General features: G+C 42.6%; 12 protein-coding genes. 11 read left to right on the top strand and 1 reads right to left on the bottom strand.

Annotation, left to right across the window (positions count from 1 at the left end):
* The first annotated feature begins 17 nt into the window (after positions 1–17).
* From ACMXI2_RS26510 to ACMXI2_RS26475, 8 genes are all read left to right on the top strand, one after another.
* Entirely contained in the window at positions 18–1,100 is a 1,083-nt protein-coding gene (locus tag ACMXI2_RS26510) for a PA0069 family radical SAM protein (RefSeq protein ID WP_483778943.1), read from the top strand.
* 580 nt (positions 1,101–1,680) lie between these two features.
* Positions 1,681–2,247 carry a DinB family protein gene (locus tag ACMXI2_RS26505; RefSeq protein ID WP_200817306.1) on the top strand — a complete coding sequence of 189 codons (567 nt, stop codon included), beginning with the start codon at positions 1,681–1,683 and terminating at the stop codon, positions 2,245–2,247.
* 139 nt (positions 2,248–2,386) lie between these two features.
* Entirely contained in the window at positions 2,387–4,270 is a 1,884-nt protein-coding gene (locus ACMXI2_RS26500; protein WP_483778942.1) for a transglutaminase-like domain-containing protein, read from the top strand.
* Positions 4,271–4,287: 17 nt separating this feature from the next.
* Positions 4,288–6,528, top strand: coding sequence for a DUF3857 domain-containing protein (locus ACMXI2_RS26495; protein ID WP_483778941.1), 2,241 nt, complete (start codon positions 4,288–4,290; stop codon positions 6,526–6,528).
* Between the two features lie 676 nt (positions 6,529–7,204).
* Positions 7,205–8,269, top strand: a complete 1,065-nt coding sequence (locus tag ACMXI2_RS26490) for an AAA family ATPase (RefSeq protein WP_483778940.1) — start codon at positions 7,205–7,207, stop codon at positions 8,267–8,269.
* 100 nt (positions 8,270–8,369) lie between these two features.
* Positions 8,370–9,101, top strand: a complete 732-nt coding sequence (locus tag ACMXI2_RS26485) for a hypothetical protein (protein WP_483778939.1) — start codon at positions 8,370–8,372, stop codon at positions 9,099–9,101.
* Positions 9,102–9,113: 12 nt separating this feature from the next.
* Positions 9,114–10,526 (top strand): RtcB family protein, encoded by a 1,413-nt coding sequence (locus tag ACMXI2_RS26480; RefSeq protein WP_483778938.1) that lies wholly within the window; start codon positions 9,114–9,116, stop codon positions 10,524–10,526.
* A gap of 219 nt (positions 10,527–10,745) precedes the next feature.
* Positions 10,746–11,963: a sterol desaturase family protein gene (locus tag ACMXI2_RS26475; protein WP_483778937.1), complete on the top strand. Its 1,218-nt coding sequence runs from the start codon at positions 10,746–10,748 to the stop codon at positions 11,961–11,963.
* A 64-nt stretch (positions 11,964–12,027) separates the two neighbouring features.
* Here ACMXI2_RS26475 and ACMXI2_RS26470 read toward each other — a convergent pair whose 3' ends face one another.
* The gene (locus ACMXI2_RS26470; RefSeq protein ID WP_079471159.1) at positions 12,028–12,528 is read right to left on the bottom strand and encodes an RNA polymerase sigma factor; all 501 of its coding nucleotides are present in this window, start codon (positions 12,526–12,528) and stop codon (positions 12,028–12,030) included.
* Positions 12,529–13,043: 515 nt separating this feature from the next.
* On the opposite strand from ACMXI2_RS26470, the gene ACMXI2_RS26465 reads away from it, so the two are divergent.
* The 3 genes from ACMXI2_RS26465 to ACMXI2_RS26455 are packed head-to-tail and all read left to right on the top strand — an operon-like array spanning position 13,044 to position 17,687.
* Positions 13,044–15,512, top strand: coding sequence for an SLBB domain-containing protein (locus ACMXI2_RS26465; protein ID WP_483778936.1), 2,469 nt, complete (start codon positions 13,044–13,046; stop codon positions 15,510–15,512).
* A 37-nt stretch (positions 15,513–15,549) separates the two neighbouring features.
* Positions 15,550–16,632: a Wzz/FepE/Etk N-terminal domain-containing protein gene (locus tag ACMXI2_RS26460; RefSeq protein WP_483778935.1), complete on the top strand. Its 1,083-nt coding sequence runs from the start codon at positions 15,550–15,552 to the stop codon at positions 16,630–16,632.
* 56 nt (positions 16,633–16,688) lie between these two features.
* Positions 16,689–17,687, top strand: coding sequence for an NAD-dependent 4,6-dehydratase LegB (locus tag ACMXI2_RS26455; RefSeq protein ID WP_483778934.1), 999 nt, complete (start codon positions 16,689–16,691; stop codon positions 17,685–17,687).
* The last annotated feature ends 1 nt before the right edge of the window (position 17,688 follow it).

Genomic DNA, 17,688 nt, shown 5'->3' with positions numbered 1-17,688 from the left:
ACTAAAATATTTAGTCTATGACTTTGCCATTCCAGGAGGGCGCACCGGAAAATCCATACTATAAAGGGCGCGGAGCACAGATTAATCCCAAAAATAAATACCTGGCAGACGAATATGCGCAGGAGCATGCAGAAGGTATTGATGAATGGTGGCAGGCGGATGTACCTACCCAGGTGTTTGAAGAACATGCTAAAAACCTGGTTAATAAGGTGGATAGTCCCGATGTGGGGATGTGGTACTCCATGAATCCCTACCAGGGCTGCGAGCATGGCTGCATTTACTGTTATGCCCGTAATACCCACCAGTATTGGGGTTTGAGCGCAGGTTTGGATTTTGAAAGAAAGATTATTGTAAAACATAATGCCCCGGAACTGCTGCGCAGGTTCCTGGATAATAAGAAATGGGACCCCAAGCCGATTTCTCTTTCGGGGAATACAGACTGCTATCAGCCGGTAGAGCGTAAGATGTGGCTCACCCGGCAGTTGCTGGAAGTGGCGCTGGAATACAAACAGCCGGTAGGCATCATCACTAAAAACTCACTGGTATTGCGGGATCGTTACCTGTTACAGCAGCTGGCGCAGGAGAACCTGGTGTGCGTGTACCTGTCTGTGACTACCCTCCAGGAAGACCTGCGGCAAAAAATGGAGCCCCGTACTGCTACGGCGGCGCAACGGTTAAAAGTAGTAAAGGAGCTGAGCGATCTTGGTATACCCGTTGGCGTTATGACGGCCCCGCTCATCCCCGGGCTCAACGACCATGAAATTCCCCGCCTGCTGGAAGCTGCAGCGGCCAATGGGGCTAAGTATGCGGGGTATACGGTAGTGAGGCTCAATGACGCAGTGAAGATCATTTTCAACGACTGGCTCTATAAAAACTTCCCCGACCGGGCAGATAAAGTATGGCATCATATAGAAAGTATGCACGGCGGAAAGGTGAATGACAGTGACTTTGGGCGGAGAATGAGGGGAGAAGGTAACATCGCCGACCTGATAAAACAGCAGTTTAAAATTCACACAAAGAAGAACGGGTTGAATCAGGAACGCTTCGAATTCAATACGGAGGCCTTCCGCCGGCCCAATTCACAATTAAGTCTGTTCTGATAATCAATGATATTTAGTTGCACTTTAAACTAATTGTTAAGTCTATGAAAAAAGTAGGGTGTTTTTTTGTGTAATAAAAAAAATAAAAATTACCTTTGCTACAAGAACAAAAATAACTGTGCAACTTATATCAACATACGAGATTTCAGCGATGGCCTGCCAACACAAGCAGGTCAAGGCCGGAATGCGGGCGTGTTGCACCGATTGTTAACGATAGAAAAAGTTATCAAACGATATAAACAAGAGTCCCGCACTAGAAAAAAGTGTGGGACTTTTTGCTTTTGAAGCAGTAACGAAATGACGACATTGAAAGAATTTCAAGCGATAACTGTAATGCAAAAAAAATACACCTCATGGTGTAAACGGAATGGCTTTGCCTTAAAAAGGCCATACGGACATGGTATGCGGTAATGTGAGATACTCCTCTACATTATTTATCCCGGTCCGTAAATACGGCCGGGTTTTTTTGTGGCCAAATCCGGCATAAAAATGGCAAACAAAGTATTTATTCAAAGATGTTATGCGCTAACCCGTTTGATTAGCAAAAAAGTAAAGTGCATAATCCCAAAAACGTTAGATGATGAGAAACGTTATTCAAGTTGTAAGAGAGGCCTTACTCACCAATTTCAGGGAGTTGGATCAGTGGTTTGAAAAAGAACCGGCATTACTGGATTTCAAACCAGACCGTGATCAATGGAGCATACGGGAAGTATTGGAGCATATTACGCTCACCAATTACTTTCTGCTGCTGATCATCAATAAGAGTACCCGCCGTGCGCTGGAACGTAAGAAAACCGGCCACTCCGTGATACTCCCGGCAGATTATGCCAATAAATTAGAACAGATAGACGTCATCGGCAGTAAATCCTTTGGTTGGGTACGACCAGAACATATGGAACCTACCGGGCTTAAAAATATGCAGGAAGTAAAAGCCCTCCTGAAGCAACAGTATGCACAGTGCATGTACAACCTGTCTTTACTGAAAAACGGCGAAGGGGTGCTGGTATTTACCAATATGTCTGTGAATCAGCTGGGTAAGCTGGATATCTATCAGTACATCTATTTCCTCACTAAGCATATTGAGCGGCATATCCGCCAGATGCAGCGTCTTCAGAAGGAATTCGAAGAAAGCGCGGTGTTAATATAACTTAGGTCGACCACCACCATCTGTTTTTGTTAATCCTGATCATAACTACAGCCGGAAGTTTTATCACTTCCGGCTTTTTAGTGCTTTTTTATTAAAATATATTTTACATTTATATATTACTGCTAACCAGTAACCTTTTATGACCCGGAATCCCCGATACCTATGCCTGCTGATAGCATTGCTATGCACTGCATATACGTCTTATGCGTTCTCTGAAGAAGATAAGAACGTTACCATCATCAACCAGAAAGAACGCTATGAGTTTGAAAAAGGAGATAAAGAGAATCCTGTGAACATCCGGCAAGCTTCCTCTACCACCTGGCGCTGCAACCAGTTCCGTACCACCGTTCCATTTGTGGAGTTTTACGACGACCGTAGCAGGATCGACGAAGTACGCGCTTTTGTAAATGGTAAACGTGCCAAACTGATCAAACCCGCTTTTCAGAACTATACCATCGACGATATATTTTATTCCGATGCAAAGGTGTGTACAATGGAAGTGCCGCTGGAAAAAAGTAATACAGAAAGCAGCGTGGAACTGGATAAAACAATCCTCGACCCCCGTTATTTTTCTGCCATCTATTTCTCCAATTCATACGCAACAGACCTTAAAGTGATAGAAGTAGTGATTCCCCGCTGGATGAAGGCCGAAATCAGGGAAATGAATTTTGATCGCTTCACGATAAAGAAAGAGGTGACATACGATGCCAAACGGGATGAGGATGTGTACCGCTACACTGCCGTGCATCTTCCGGCCAGGGTGGGCGAAAAAAATGCCCCTGGTCCTTCCTACGTGTATCCGCACCTGTTGGTGCTGAGCAAATATGCGGATCTTAAAACAGGCCGGGTGAATTATTTTAATCAAACAGCCGATCTCTATGCCTGGTACCACAGTTTGGTAAAAGAGATAGGCGATGATGAAACCATATTGAAAACCAAAGCGCTGGAAATCACGAAAGGCATCTCAACAGACACCGGTAAAATAAGCGCTGTGTATCACTGGATGCAGGATAATATCCGGTATATCGCTTTTGAAGATGGTATTGCAGGTTTCAAACCCGAAAAGGCCCAGAACGTGCTGCAACACAAGTACGGCGATTGTAAAGGGATGGCCAACCTGACCAGTGGGCTGCTGAAATCACTGGGTTTTGATGCCCGCCTGTGCTGGATCGGTACAGACCATATCGCCTATGATTACGCTATCCCTTCGCTGGCGGTAGATAATCACATGATCTGCGCACTCAACTACAAAGGGAAACGGTACTTCCTGGATGCCACCGAAACCTATATAGGACTGGACCAGTACGCACAACGCATCCAGGGACGGCAGGTGATGATCGAAAACGGGGAAACGTATATCCTTGACCGTGTGCCGCAACGTACCTGGCAGCAAAATTCCGCCGTGGAAAAACGGCTGCTGCATATTGATGGTACCACCTTAGCAGGTAAAGTACGGCAGCAGTGGGACGGCGAAAGTAAAGAGTTCCTGCTCACCCAGGTACATGGCATTAAGAAAGAAAAATTGCAGAATGCTTTAGTACAGTATCTCACAGAAGATAACAGCAAATATCAGATCAACAATCTCAAAACATCAGATATTCAGAATTGGGATAAACAACTGGATATTCAGTACGAACTGCAATATGGAGAAGCTATCACCGGCTTTGGAGACGATTTATACGCAGAACTGGACTTTAGGAAGGAGTTTTCCGGATATACTATTGATACCACTAAAAGAGAACACGACATGCTGTTCCAGTTTAAACATCATGTGGTAAACGAAACTATCCTGGATGTACCGGCCGGCTATAAAGTGGGCGATTTTCCCGAAGATCTGGAAATAGACCGGGAAGGATACTCTTTTAATATTTCTTACAAACTGGCCGGAGGAAAAATCACTTACCGTAAAGAACTGATCATCAAAAATACCTGGTTGCCCAAGGCAGGATTCCGTCAATGGAACGCAGATATAAAGGCACTTGATAAAGCCTATCTCCAGCAAATTACATTCAACAAGAAATAACATTCATTACCTATACCATGAAAGCAAAGTTTTTATTTTATACACTGATCGCCCTTTTATTCCAACAGTACGCTTTTGCCCAGAAGGCCAAAGATATACGCGCGTATAAAGAACGTGCCGATGCAGTAAGACAGGAAGTCTGGAACTGGGATATCCCGGCCTTTAAGAAAGTGCCCGCCTTGCCGGCAGATGATAAATCGTCTGCCATTGTAATTGCCCGCCATGTGGACGTGAAAGCCTCCAGCAGCAGGAAGATTAAGTATATTGGCATTGGATTCAAAGTACAGAAGGATATTTTTTACAGCAACACCGCCCGTGAAATGGTAAAGCTGAATGATAAAGCTGCACTGGATGAATACTCGCAGTTTAGTTTTTCAAAATTCCGTAGCCTCAACTCCTATTTCCATAAAGGATTATCCACTACCATTGTTGGGGTGCGTATTATAAAGCCGGATGGGGCCATGAAAGAAGTGAACGTGGATGAAGAGCTGGTAAATGAAGAAGAAGGCAAGCAACAGAAAAGTAAACTTGCGATCCCCGATCTTCAGGTTGGTGATGTGATTGATTATTTTGTAAGAGTGGAAGAGCTGAAAGACATCAATAGCCCGGTAGATGCACAAACTTTTGTACTGGGAGATGATAAACCCATTATGCAGTATTCCGTACACTGTGAGATCAGCGATAAGTATTTTGTGAGATACCGTACAGCCAACGGCGCGCCTGATTTTAAAGTAAAGAAAGATGACGACGGCGCGGTGTTCGACCTCCTGGTAAGAAATATTCCAAGTTTGCCTGTAGATCTCTGGATGTCGCCCTACCGGCAGATTCCGATGGTGCGCATGGATATCCTGTTTGGCACCCGTTTGGAAGAAGGACAAAAAGCAGGTGAAGTAAGACATAATCCTGTTCCTGCAGAAGCGAAAAATGTTGCTATAAAAAAATTAGTAGCAGAAGCTACTCCGTTCTGGCTGGCAAGCGGAGGATTGAAACATGGGGTGAAAGACCTGATGAAGCAATACAAAAGTGAAAATGGGCAGAAGATACCGGAAGACAGTCTTGCTGCTTATGTATATTATGCCTTCCGTTACCTGGCGTTTTATAAGGTAACTGAGGAAGATAAAATTATGGTTGGACAGGACCGGAACTACGCGAGGCCCGATAACCGGAAATTTTTGCAGTTTCTGCATGAAGTATTCCGTGGTCTGGATATTCGCGCTGAGTTTGTGTTGGTGACCTCCCGTTATGGTCCGGGGCAGGATGAGCTGCTTAATTCGGAGGATTATGAATATATGTTGAGAACACAATCTGCGAAGCCATTGTTTATGAGCGCCGACGGTGTGTTTACGAACTGCAATTATGTGCCGGCGGAATACGAAGGACAGGATGCGCCAATAGTTGACCTGAAAAACTATGGTCAGTTTAAAGGTAAAAGAGATATTCCTGCGGGTGTTGAAGTAAAGCTAAAAGAAACCACAGCGAATGAAAACACGCAGATAGAGCAGATGAAAATTTCGCTGAATGAAGATATGCAGCTGGTAAATATTAACCGGCACACTGTGTTGAAAGGCAACCTGCGACAGGGAGAACAGAAGCGCTTATTGCTGTTTGAAGATTATTATGAAGAAGAGAGAAAAGTACTGGGTATCCGCAAATCTATTTTTGAGCAGTTTAGTGATAGCCGTGGTAAAAATACATTACCCCAGGAATATAAGAATGCTTTTGCCAAGGCCCGCGAGGAGCAGAAGGTTCATTTTAATGAAGAGATCAAAGACCAGTTTGATATTTCCGCTAAGGAGCTGCAGTCATATAGCATTGAGAAGATGGGCTTACATCACACTGATCCGGATTTCGTATATAACACGAAGTTTACGCTGGAAGGTTTGGTGAAGCGGGCAGGTAATAACTACATTCTGGAAGCCGGTAAGCTGATTGGCAGCCAGTTGAAAGTGAAGCCTGAGCAGCGCAACAGAGAGGTGGATATCTACCAGCCGTTTGCACGCAGCTTTGAATACGATATAGAGCTGGCTATTCCGGAAGGATACAGCCTGGAGGGCGCAGATAACCTGAACAGGCAAGTAGATAACGAATGTGGTTCTTTTACAGTGAAGGCCGCGGTGGAAGCAGATAAACTGAAATTGCATATCAGGAAGGTGTACAAGAATAGTTTTGTATCAGTGGCTAAATGGGGAAACCTGCTCCAGGTCATTGATGCAGCCTCCGATTTTGAAAATCAGAAAGTGCTGTTTAAGAAAGCATAAATAAAATAGTTGAAAAAACTTTGTTAAAAATTTGCAAATTCAAAATATATGCTGTTATCTTTGCATCGTTAAAATTGATAATAAAAGAAATTGATAAACATGAAACGCATTAATCTACATATGGACAACGCAACACCTTGCCTCGGGCAAGATGGTCGCGGATTCCGGGCGTTTTATGGTTACAGGTAGATAAAAAATATTTGTAAATATAACAGCAGCCCGGGTCTATGGATCCGGGCTTTTTTGTTATCGATTTATTGAAATGATGAATTTACCGGGAATAACAGAACGGGTTCAAATCCGCCGCAGTAAATGGTTTAGAGATAGCATTAATTCAATTAATGCTAAACGGACGAGGTATGTCTTAACGTAGTGTATGCGTTAACGTTATATGACCCGGTCCGTTTTAAACAGACCGGGTTTTTTTATGCGGCAGTATAAAGATTATTTGAGGAGGTACATAAAAAACAGGCAGGCGGAGTAATCCTGCTCCGCTTTCATCTCCTTTCTAAGATATTTTTTTTCGTCTCTGTTTGCATTTTTAACCCCTTATCATCAGGTTATCAGAAGGATAACCTGTAATTTACCCCATGATAAATACGATTTACCCGGGACCGGCCTGGTTCCGGGAAATCTTTATCATCAGAAGGCAATCACATTAAAGAGATCAAGAAATATGGAGCATATAGTTAATAATAACATAGATATCACAGACGGCGAACATTTTGCCCCGAAGGGAGTGTATACTGTTAATTTTAGTGCTATTCCCGATATCAATAACATTTATGAAGTAGATGGTGATAAAGCCGCCGCTGCCTTTGCGAAGAAATATGAAAGTATAATTGTTCATACGCACCGCTATACTGATTACGATAGTAAAAAGAAAAAGTATAAGCATAACCAAACGCTGTTTGTACTGAATAATAACAGCGTGGTGGCGTTCTGGCAATCGTGGTGTGAGATATTGCACAACGGCACTATTCCTGCATTTGTATCTGAGGTAACGGAAATGGTTACACGTTATAAAGAGAAACAACGCAGGGAGCCTCATGAAATTAACCTCATCACCAGCGGACGTAAGGGACTGGAGCTGAAAAGCCTGGAAATAAAACGTACCAAGCTGGATATAGGTAAGTTTTATGAAGATGATTTTAAGGAGATAGATAAGATAATACAACAGCGGCTGAAGAAGGATAAAGACAAGGGGATCGTATTGCTGCATGGCTTGCCGGGAACAGGTAAAACCACCTACCTGCGTTACCTGATAGGCCGGATAAAGAAGCGGGTGCTTTTTGTTTCACCGGACCTGGCGAACAACATTATGAATCCTGAGTTCATGGAACTGCTGATTGATAATCCCAATTGTGTGGTGATCATTGAAGATGCCGAAAATGTAATTATGGATCGTAAGTTTTCCGGTAACTCTTCCGTTTCCAACCTGCTAAACCTATCGGATGGATTGCTGGCAGATTGTTTGAATATACAACTGGTATGTTCCTTCAACAGTGATTTATCCGCTATTGACAGTGCCTTGCTACGTAAGGGCCGGCTGATTGCAAAGTATGAGTTCAAACGCTTGTCTGCAGCTAAAGCACAGGCGTTATCAAAACACATGGGTTTTGATACGGTGATCAATAAGGCGATGACCATTGCAGAAATTGCAAATCAGCATGAGCCTTCATTTGAAACCAGGCAACATGTGATCGGGTTCAGACGGGAAATGCTGGAAGAGATCGCGTAATACTATTTATTCATCTTACAAAAACTAATAAAAATGAAAAGAAATCAATTGTCCATATATATCAGCAGCGTAAACAATATTGAAAATTTAATTACTGATTATGGACAATCAGGAGATCGAAAATTATATGGCTGCCTCACGGATAAGAACGTGGAGGCGCAGAAAGCGCGATGCGCTTAAACAATACGACAAACAACTACTTCAATACAACAGAAAGAAAAAGGAATTGTGGCAGGCATGGAATCGGCGGGGCTATACAGCGCTGGATCCACCGGTGATGAAAGGTTACAAGCGTTACTTTGTTTTACGGGAGGATGTGGCCAGAAGCCGGGACGGTGAATTTTTCCAGGAGCTGTTGAAGAAGATCAATACGTATGATTATAGTCACCGTAAAGATTTTAAGGTTAAAAAGCGAAGGAGAGGAAGAAAGATACAGGTGCTAAGAGAGCAGCAATTGTTGCAACCCGCGGATTATCATTTTAAAAAAATGAAACTCACCCCAAAGGAGATAAATTGTTTTGAAGAACGGGTACGTTATTGTAAAAACGGTATTGATCAGCTAAAGTATTTTGTTGTAAAAGAACCCTGGAGATTTGTATTACAGGTGCGTCCCAATATGATCACCAAACAGCGGGTAACGGCGCCGGAGCTGCGTTCGGAGATAGATCAGCTGGATAATTTCCTGAAGCGGAGTCAGCTGGAACCTAAGATCTGGAGCCTTACCAGGAGCAAGCAGTCCGGCCGGAGAAAATGGTTGCCGGAGCGTAAGATAAAATATCAATTTAAGCAGTATACCCTGCAGCAGCTGCTGCAGGAAGAATGGTACGAATAAAATTAACCCTTTATGTCAAGTTTAAAAATCAATGGTAAAAAATTACTGGAGATAGGTTACCCCCAAAGCCCTGTTTTTCGTATAGCTATGGATGTTATAGAAAAACATTACAGACACTATACGGAAGAAGAAGCCATTGAATTATTAACCAAAGTATTGGCCGATCCAGCTGCATATGCAGATGACGCCATGCTGGGTGAAATAGCCCGGGAACTGTTGGTTCCTGCCGCGCCGGCAGTCATTGCCTTGCGTGAAACGCCTGTGCCTTATTCCGTTTACGGAGCATCATATATAGAAGAAGGCGCTGTGAAGCAATTGAATAACGCTGTTCGTTTACCCGTTGCCGTTGCCGGTTCCTTAATGCCGGATGCCCGCCAGGGATATGGATTGCCGATAGGTGGTGTACTGGCGGCAGATAACGCGGTGATACCATATGGCGTTGGCGTGGATATTGGTTGCCGTATGTGTCTGAGCGTCCTGGATTTGCCGGTGCAAACGTTGTTGATGAATGAAACATCGTATACAAAGCAGCTGATGACCTTCACCAAATTCGGCGCCGGGGCGGAGTGGAAGAAACGGGAGGCGGACCCGGTGCTGGAGAGAAGTGAATTTAAGGAGATAAAGTTTGTCAAGAACCTGTTTGATAAGGCGGCGGGTCAGCTTGGAACATCTGGTTCCGGCAACCATTTCGTGGAATGGGGAATTGCAACGATTACCGATCCGCAGAATGAATGGCAGCTGGCGCCCGGCGAGTATGTGGCGTTATTATCCCACTCCGGTTCACGCGGAATGGGTGCGCAGATAGCGGGACATTATACGCAGCTTGCAAAAGAGATTTGTCCGTTGCCGGAACATGCAAAGCACCTGGCTTACCTGGATCTGGATACGGCGGAAGGGCAGGAGTACTGGCTGGCGATGAACCTGGCAGGTGACTATGCGTCTGCTTGTCACCACCTGATCCATAAACACCTGATTGCCGCTATGGGCGCTACTTTGCTGGCGAGGGTGGAGAATCATCATAATTTTGCCTGGAAAGAAATGTACCAGGGGAAAGAAGTGATTGTGCACCGGAAAGGGGCAACACCGGCGGGAAAGGGAGTACTGGGGGTAATCCCCGGATCCATGACAGCACCGGGATTCATTGTGCGCGGAAGGGGTGAAGCCGGTAGCTTACAATCTGCCTCGCATGGCGCCGGAAGATTAATGTCGCGTACGAAGGCAAAGTCATCTATCACCAACGAAGTGTTGAAACAACAGTTGCAGGAACACGGTGTAACACTGATCGGAGGTGGATTGGATGAAGCGCCTGGCGCGTATAAAAATATTGATACGGTAATGGCGGCGCAAACAGCGCTGGTGGAAGTGATTGGTCAGTTTGTGCCCAAAGTGGTGCGGATGGCTGATGGCGGACCTCCGGAAGACTGATAAAAATATATGCAATGAAGCGAAGGCGGATAACGACGGAAGTTGTTTCCGCCTTTCGTTTTTATTAGTCTAGTAAAATAGTAGGATAATTAAATTTTATTCCTTATCATTGTGGCAATTTACCACCACCAGTTTTTACCAATAAACCTATGCATGGGCGGGCGTCGTGTATTAGCCTATGTCTTACTATTTCGATTTCCGGATTTTAAATTATATCAAGTGCATTTAAACTACCTGGCATTGGCAGTTCCTTTTTTCCTGACTTTTATTGGGTTAGAATACCTGGTGGCGCGAAAAAACGGAAAGACTTATTTCAAGTTTAATGATTCTATTACCAACCTGAGTGTGGGTATTGCAGAGCGCTTACTGGATATGTTTACAGTAGGTCTTTTTTATTTTGTATACGATTACCTGTATCGTCATTTTGCCATTTTTGATATTAAATCCAGTGTATTGTTATGGGTGGCGTTGCTGATCTGTACGGATTTTATCTGGTACTGGTATCACCGGCTGGCGCATGAAGTGACCGTGTTCTGGTGTGCGCATGTGGTGCATCATCAGAGTGAGGAATTTAATTACACTGTATCTGCACGGATTACGGTGTTCCAGGCTTTCATACGTACCGGTTTCTGGGCCATACTTCCTGTGATCGGATTTCCTCCTGCCATGATCACCAGTATGCTGCTGGTGCATGGATTGTATCCTTTTTTTATTCACACGCGCACCATTGGCAAGCTGGGGATACTGGAATATATATTGGTAACGCCTTCGCATCACCGGATGCATCATGCGAGCAATCCGCAATACCTTGATAAGAATTACGGTGATGTATTTATAATATGGGATAAATTATTTGGCACTTTTGTAAAGGAAGAAGAGGAGCCGGTGTATGGTTTAACCAAGCCATTGGAAAGCAATAGCTTTTTGTGGCAGCATTTCCACTTCATCCTGGAGATGTTGTATTCCGCCCGGCAGGCGAAAGGCTGGAGGAACAAGTTGCGGATCGTTTTTGGCAAACCGGATAATGTAGATCCAGGGGCGCGGAAGATCCTGGAAGAAAAGTTCCTCCTGCGTAATCCTCATATCACGGAGGCGCCCAAATTGTTTAATTATGTGCTGTGGCAGATTGTGGCCACCTTGATTGTATTATTTTCCTTCTTGTTGCTGGAGCACTATGTGCCGGTATTTATACAGGTATGCGTAACCCTGCTGATCCTGCTTACACTGATCAACTGTGGAGCAATTATGGAGCAGAAGAAATGGGTCTTTTACCTGGAGTATGCACGTTACCTGGTATTGTGCCTGGCGGGTTATTATGTTTGGCCTCATCCTGCATTCCTCTGTGCAGCTGCTATTATAATGATTACTGCTTTCTATTTCCAGTCGCACCTCAAAGAGCATTATCTGCGCCTGGTGTACGGTTATCCCCGTTCATAGCAATGCTGTTCCGGCGTTTTGGGCTGGATAGCTGTGTGTTGGGATTTCCGGTACGGGTAGGGGATTATTGCCTGGGGACCTGTGATTTGAGAATTTTCCGGGCGAAGTGTATTCTGCTTTTGATGGTGCCCAGTGGTTCCTTCAGCATATTGGCAATTTCGAAGTATTTGTAACCCTCATAGTAAAGCATAAATGGCTTCTTGAAGATGCCCGGCAGATGGTAGACTGCCACATGGATATCTTTCATTTGTAAGTTAGAGGCCGCTTTATTGCTGACGATATTCTGGTGGTGGTTTATAAAGAATTCGCTGGCGCTGGGTTCTGCGACGGTGCGATGTTTCAATTTTTTCCGGTAATGATTTATGAAGATATTCCGCATAATGGTGAATAGCCAGGCGCGGATATTTGTGCCTTCCAGGTATTTTTCCCGGTTGGACAGGGCTCTGAAAAGGGTTTCCTGATAAAGATCTTTTGCCTGTTCGGCATCTTTGGTGAGTGTAAAAGCAAAGGGTTTCAGGAAATCAGCGTTTCCGACAAGCAAGGTGTTAAATTCAACAGACGACATAATGTTTAAGTTTTGCCTTAACTAATTTAAACAAAAAAGGGGGTAAAAGACGTTTTCTAAGGATGCCTTGGGGGCGGTTAATACATGACTTTTTTCCGTTATTTTAATTGATTTTCAAGCAATTTGTCTTATGCCAGTACTTAGATCGGTAAAACAGGTGGTAGTTTAAGTTGTGATCCAAATTTTCTAAAACAGGTAAATACAGGTGACTCTCTATTACATTAACGTAAAAGAGAGAAAAAAAGATTGGGTTATTGTATTAATAATATTCACATATTATAAATAACTTAAAATTAAGGGCCAGGTGATATTTGGATGCATATTTGCGTAAGGGTGAGTCCAACACCCGGAAAGATGTTTAAACGTATATCAGACAGCTCATAAGGTTTTCAGGTTAAAAGTGTTAGGAACTAACATTTATATGTTATTTTTAATAGATTTGCACCTTATTTGGCCGGCGCCGGATAAGATTGTTTCCAAAAAAGGTATTCGAGAAAGTTTAGATCCTATTATACATGTTAAGAAAAATACTGTTGGTCCAACTGTTCCTGTTTGTAGGGTTTTGTGTAATGGCACAGGTACCGTCCCCAGCTCAAATAAAGCAAGTAAACGTAGATAATTTATCAGATGATCAGATCAGGCGGATTGTTGCTGAGATGAAACAGAATAATATGTCTATGGATGATATTGACTCGTATGCGGAGCAAAAGGGTGTGCCTCCGGCTGAAGCAGAGAAGTTGAAGACAAGGATACAGATGATGGGGTTGGATAAGTCACTGGATAAAAAGAAGAGCACGGAGATCTTTCAGCAGGATAATCAATATTCAGGCAGGTCATTCAATGATTCGGATACCAGTCAGGTAGATCTATTCCGACAAAATGCGAGTCCCTCTGAAATTAAGCGGAAGAAGATATTTGGCGCGGAGTTATTTACAAACAAGAATCTGACTTTTGAGCCGAATCTGAGAATACCTACTCCCTCCAATTATAGACTGGCTGCAGATGACCAGGTAATGATTGACGTGTATGGTTATGCTGAGGTACAGCATAAACTTACAGTTACTTCGGAAGGGTATATCCGTATTCCGAACCTCGGACCTGTTTATGTAAATGGCTTGACAATTGAAGAGGCTAAAACACGGATTACTAAGCAACTGTCAACGATATATTCCACTATTTCCAATGGTCAAACTTTTGTTCAAATATCACTTGGTAATATCCGTAGTATAAGAGTATTACTTATAGGGGAAATTCAGCGGCCGGGAACGTATACTTTACCATCACTAGCCACAGTAGCCAATGCGTTATATGTATCCGGAGGGCCTGATGATAATGGTTCCTTTCGTAATATTCAAGTGATCCGCAACGGTCATGTAGCTACTACGTTTGACCTGTATGATTTTCTCACCCAGGGAGACCTTACTAATAATATTGTGTTACAGGATCAGGATATTGTAAAGGTGAATCCATATAAAACTCGGGTTGAGTTAATTGGAGAAGTTAAGCGACCAGCAATTTTCGAGGCAAAGGAAAATGAAACATTGCAGAATATATTGGATTATGCAGGCGGGTATACGGATGGCTCTTTCAAAGAAAATATAACGGGATACCGCATCAATAATAAAGAGCGGGAAGTGATTAATGTCTCGGCCGATCAGATCGCGACTTTTAAACTTAAGTCAGGAGATCAGTTTTTTATAGATTCTATTTTGAATCGTTTTAGTAACCGGGTAACTATCAGCGGAGCTGTTTTTCATCCGGGGAATTATGGGATGGAGCCAGGAATGACGGTGGCTGATTTGATTAAAAAAGCGGATGGCGTTAGAGAAGAAGCGTCCCTAAATCGTGGCATTATTCGCCGTTTACAGGATGACTTCACTCCGGCTATCATAAGCTTTAATGTACAGGATATTATCAGTGGTAAATCCAATATTCCGGTTAAGAAGGAAGATAGTGTGATTGTATTTTCTAAACTTGATCTGAGACAGCAATATTCAGTGAGCATTGGAGGAGAAGTGAACAGACCGGGTGTATTTCCTTATGCTGATAGTATGCGATTGGAAGATTTGGTGTTACTTTCCGGTGGGCTTAAGGATGCAGCATCATTGAAACATGTGGAAGTGTCCAGAAGGATAAGAAGAGGAGATTATAATAGTAAGGACAGTGCCAGGGCTATTATTAGGCAGTTTGACATTAATGCGGATTTAAGCAGCATTGCAGGAGAGCAGGTGTTGTTGGAACCATTTGATGAGATCGTTATTCGCAAGTCTCCCGCTTATAATGAACAGTCCAATATTCTCGTGGAAGGGCAGGTTGTTTATCCTGGTCAGTACACCATCGTAAATAAAACTGAACACATATCTGATTTAATTAAGAGGTCTGGAGGTCTTAAACCAGAGGCTTTTGCGGAAGGCGCGGTATTACTCCGTAAAACATACATCAATAGCAGTGATAGCGCATTATTGGATAGTAAACTGGCTTTATTCTATAATAAGCTAGAAGATAGTTCCAGCATATCAAGTGTGAGAAACATGATGGAACGAAAGTATCAATTACTCGGCATTAATCTCGATGATGTTCTTAAAAAGCCGGGATCCAAGTATGACATTTTATTGGAAGAAGGGGATGTACTGAAAATCCCTAAAAAGTTACAGACAGTGCAGATGCTTGGTGAAATATATTTTCCTAAAAAGATTCGCTATGATAACAGCTATTCTTTCAGAGATTATGTAAGAGGAGCAGGTGGGTTTACTTCCGCAGCCTTAAAAAGGCGTAGTTATATTGTTTATCCCAACGGAGAAGTAAAAAGCACAAGGAAAGTATTTTTCTTTAACAAGTATCCCAAAATAAAGCCTGGTGCTGAAGTTTATATACCAAGCAGGAAGGAGAAAAAAGGTTTGTCGGGGCAGGAAATTATCGGGTTAAGTAGCAGTATAGCTTCTATTGCGTTGATTATAGTTACTATAATGACCCGTGTTAAGTAAGTGTTGACTTTGTCTAAGAAAAATAAAAGTAGTATTAATGGATTCACCCTATCAAGCCAGAAAATCAGAAGATTGGGAGCAGGAGCTTTCTTTGAAGGCTGTAATTTTAACAGTCCAGGGATGGATATCATATTTATGGAGCAAAAAGATTATCATTCTTTTGTTTGCACTTTTAGGTGGCGCTTTGGGTTTGACGTACGCCTATAAGAAAAAAACAACTTATAAGGCGGAGCTTACTTTTGTGATGGAGGACAATGCTTCTAATTCATTAGGGGCATATATGGGAATGGCCAGTCAGTTTGGAATTGATCTTTCCGGTGGTGGTGGAAGTGGTATTTTTGAGGGAGATAATATTATGGTGTTTTTAAAATCACGTTTAATGATTGAGAAGACGCTTCTTTCTTCTATTGTATCAGATGGTAAAAGAATAACATTAGCTGAGAAATATATTGACTTTAATGGACTGAGAAAAGGTTGGAACGACCCGGCCATGAAAGCGCTTCATTTTCCTCTGGGACAACAGAGGAGTTCTTTTACCCTCAAGCAGGATAGTATTTTACAAATCATTTATAATAACATTCTGAATGCCAATCTTAATATAGATAAAACCGCGAAGCAATATAATTTTATATCTGTTACCTGTACAACTTTAGATGAGGCTTTTTCTAAAACATTTACTGAATCTCTGGTGAATGAGGCTGTATCCTTTTATGTAAATACCAAAACAAAGAAAGTACGGGCAAACGTTGAAAGATTACAGATGCAGGCTGATTCATTAGAAATACTGTTGAACCGCAAAACATATTCCGCCGCAGCTACACAGGATCTCAATTTAAATCCTGCTAAACAGGTGGCGGGTGTAAATCTCGAATTTGCATTGAGGGATAAAATGGTATTGCAAACAATGTACGGAGAGGTTATTAAGAATCTGGAGTATACCAAAATATCAATGGAACAGGAAACGCCGGTAATTCAGATTGTTGATATTCCGATATACCCACTGCAAAAGATAAAGCTCAGTAAGCTTACCGGCATCATCTTAGGTGGCTTTATGGGAGGTGTAATAATTGTTTTTTATCTTATCTGCAGAAAGATATTGAATGATATTGTAAAAGAATAATGTGGTTAAAATATACGGTAAACAAACTAACTAGATTATAAGAACTGAACTGGTATATGGAAATTAGAAATAAAAGAATATTAGTGACTGGTGCGGATGGTTTTATCGGAAGCCACCTGGTGCAGCAGTTAATTAGCGAGGGGGCCCGGGTGAAAGCATTTGTTTATTATAATTCATTCAATAGCTGGGGATGGCTGGATACTTTATCCAAAGAAGAATTGTCTGCAATAGAGATATTTGCAGGCGACATAAGAGATCCAAATGGAGTGAGAACTGCCATGAAAGATGTAGATATTGTTTTTCATCTTGCAGCGCTCATAGCTATTCCATTCAGTTATCACTCTCCTGATTCTTATATTGATACCAATGTAAAGGGCACTTTAAATATTGTACAGGCTGCAAAAGATCTTGGGATAGAGCGTGTTCTGGTAACTTCTACTTCCGAAGTATACGGTACGGCGCAATATATTCCTATAGATGAGAAGCATTCCCGCCAGCCGCAGTCTCCTTATTCAGCTTCCAAAATTGGTGCGGATTGTATCGCTGAGTCCTTTTATCGTAGTTTTGATCTGCCACTTACTATTGTCAGACCATTTAATACCTATGGTCCGCGTCAATCTGCAAGGGCTGTTATTCCTACCATTATATCGCAGTTATTGAATGGCAAAACAGAAATTAAACTTGGAGATCTATCTCCGACACGAGATCTGCTTTATGTGAAAGATACGGTAAATGGGTTTATAGAAATAGCGAAATCAGATACGTTAATTGGTCAGGATTGTAATATTGCCACTCAGTCTGAGATCAGTATCGGAGAACTTGCAGACATGCTGATCAACATCATCAATCCTGCCGCAAAAATATTGCAGGATGACGAACGAATCCGGCCAGCCAAGAGTGAAGTATTCCGGTTGTACGGATCAAAAGAAAAGATCAGCAAGCATACTAATTGGCGGCAGCAGTATTCGTTTGAAGCTGGTTTAAAGGAAACAATTGAGTGGTTCCGCCAGGAAGATAATCTACGCAGTTATAAGGCTAATATTTATAATATATAGA

This window comes from Chitinophaga sp. G7 BAM 1005, from assembly GCF_057126945.1.
The sequence above is the reverse complement of the archived record's forward strand: the minus strand, read 5'-3'. Positions and strand labels throughout refer to the sequence as shown.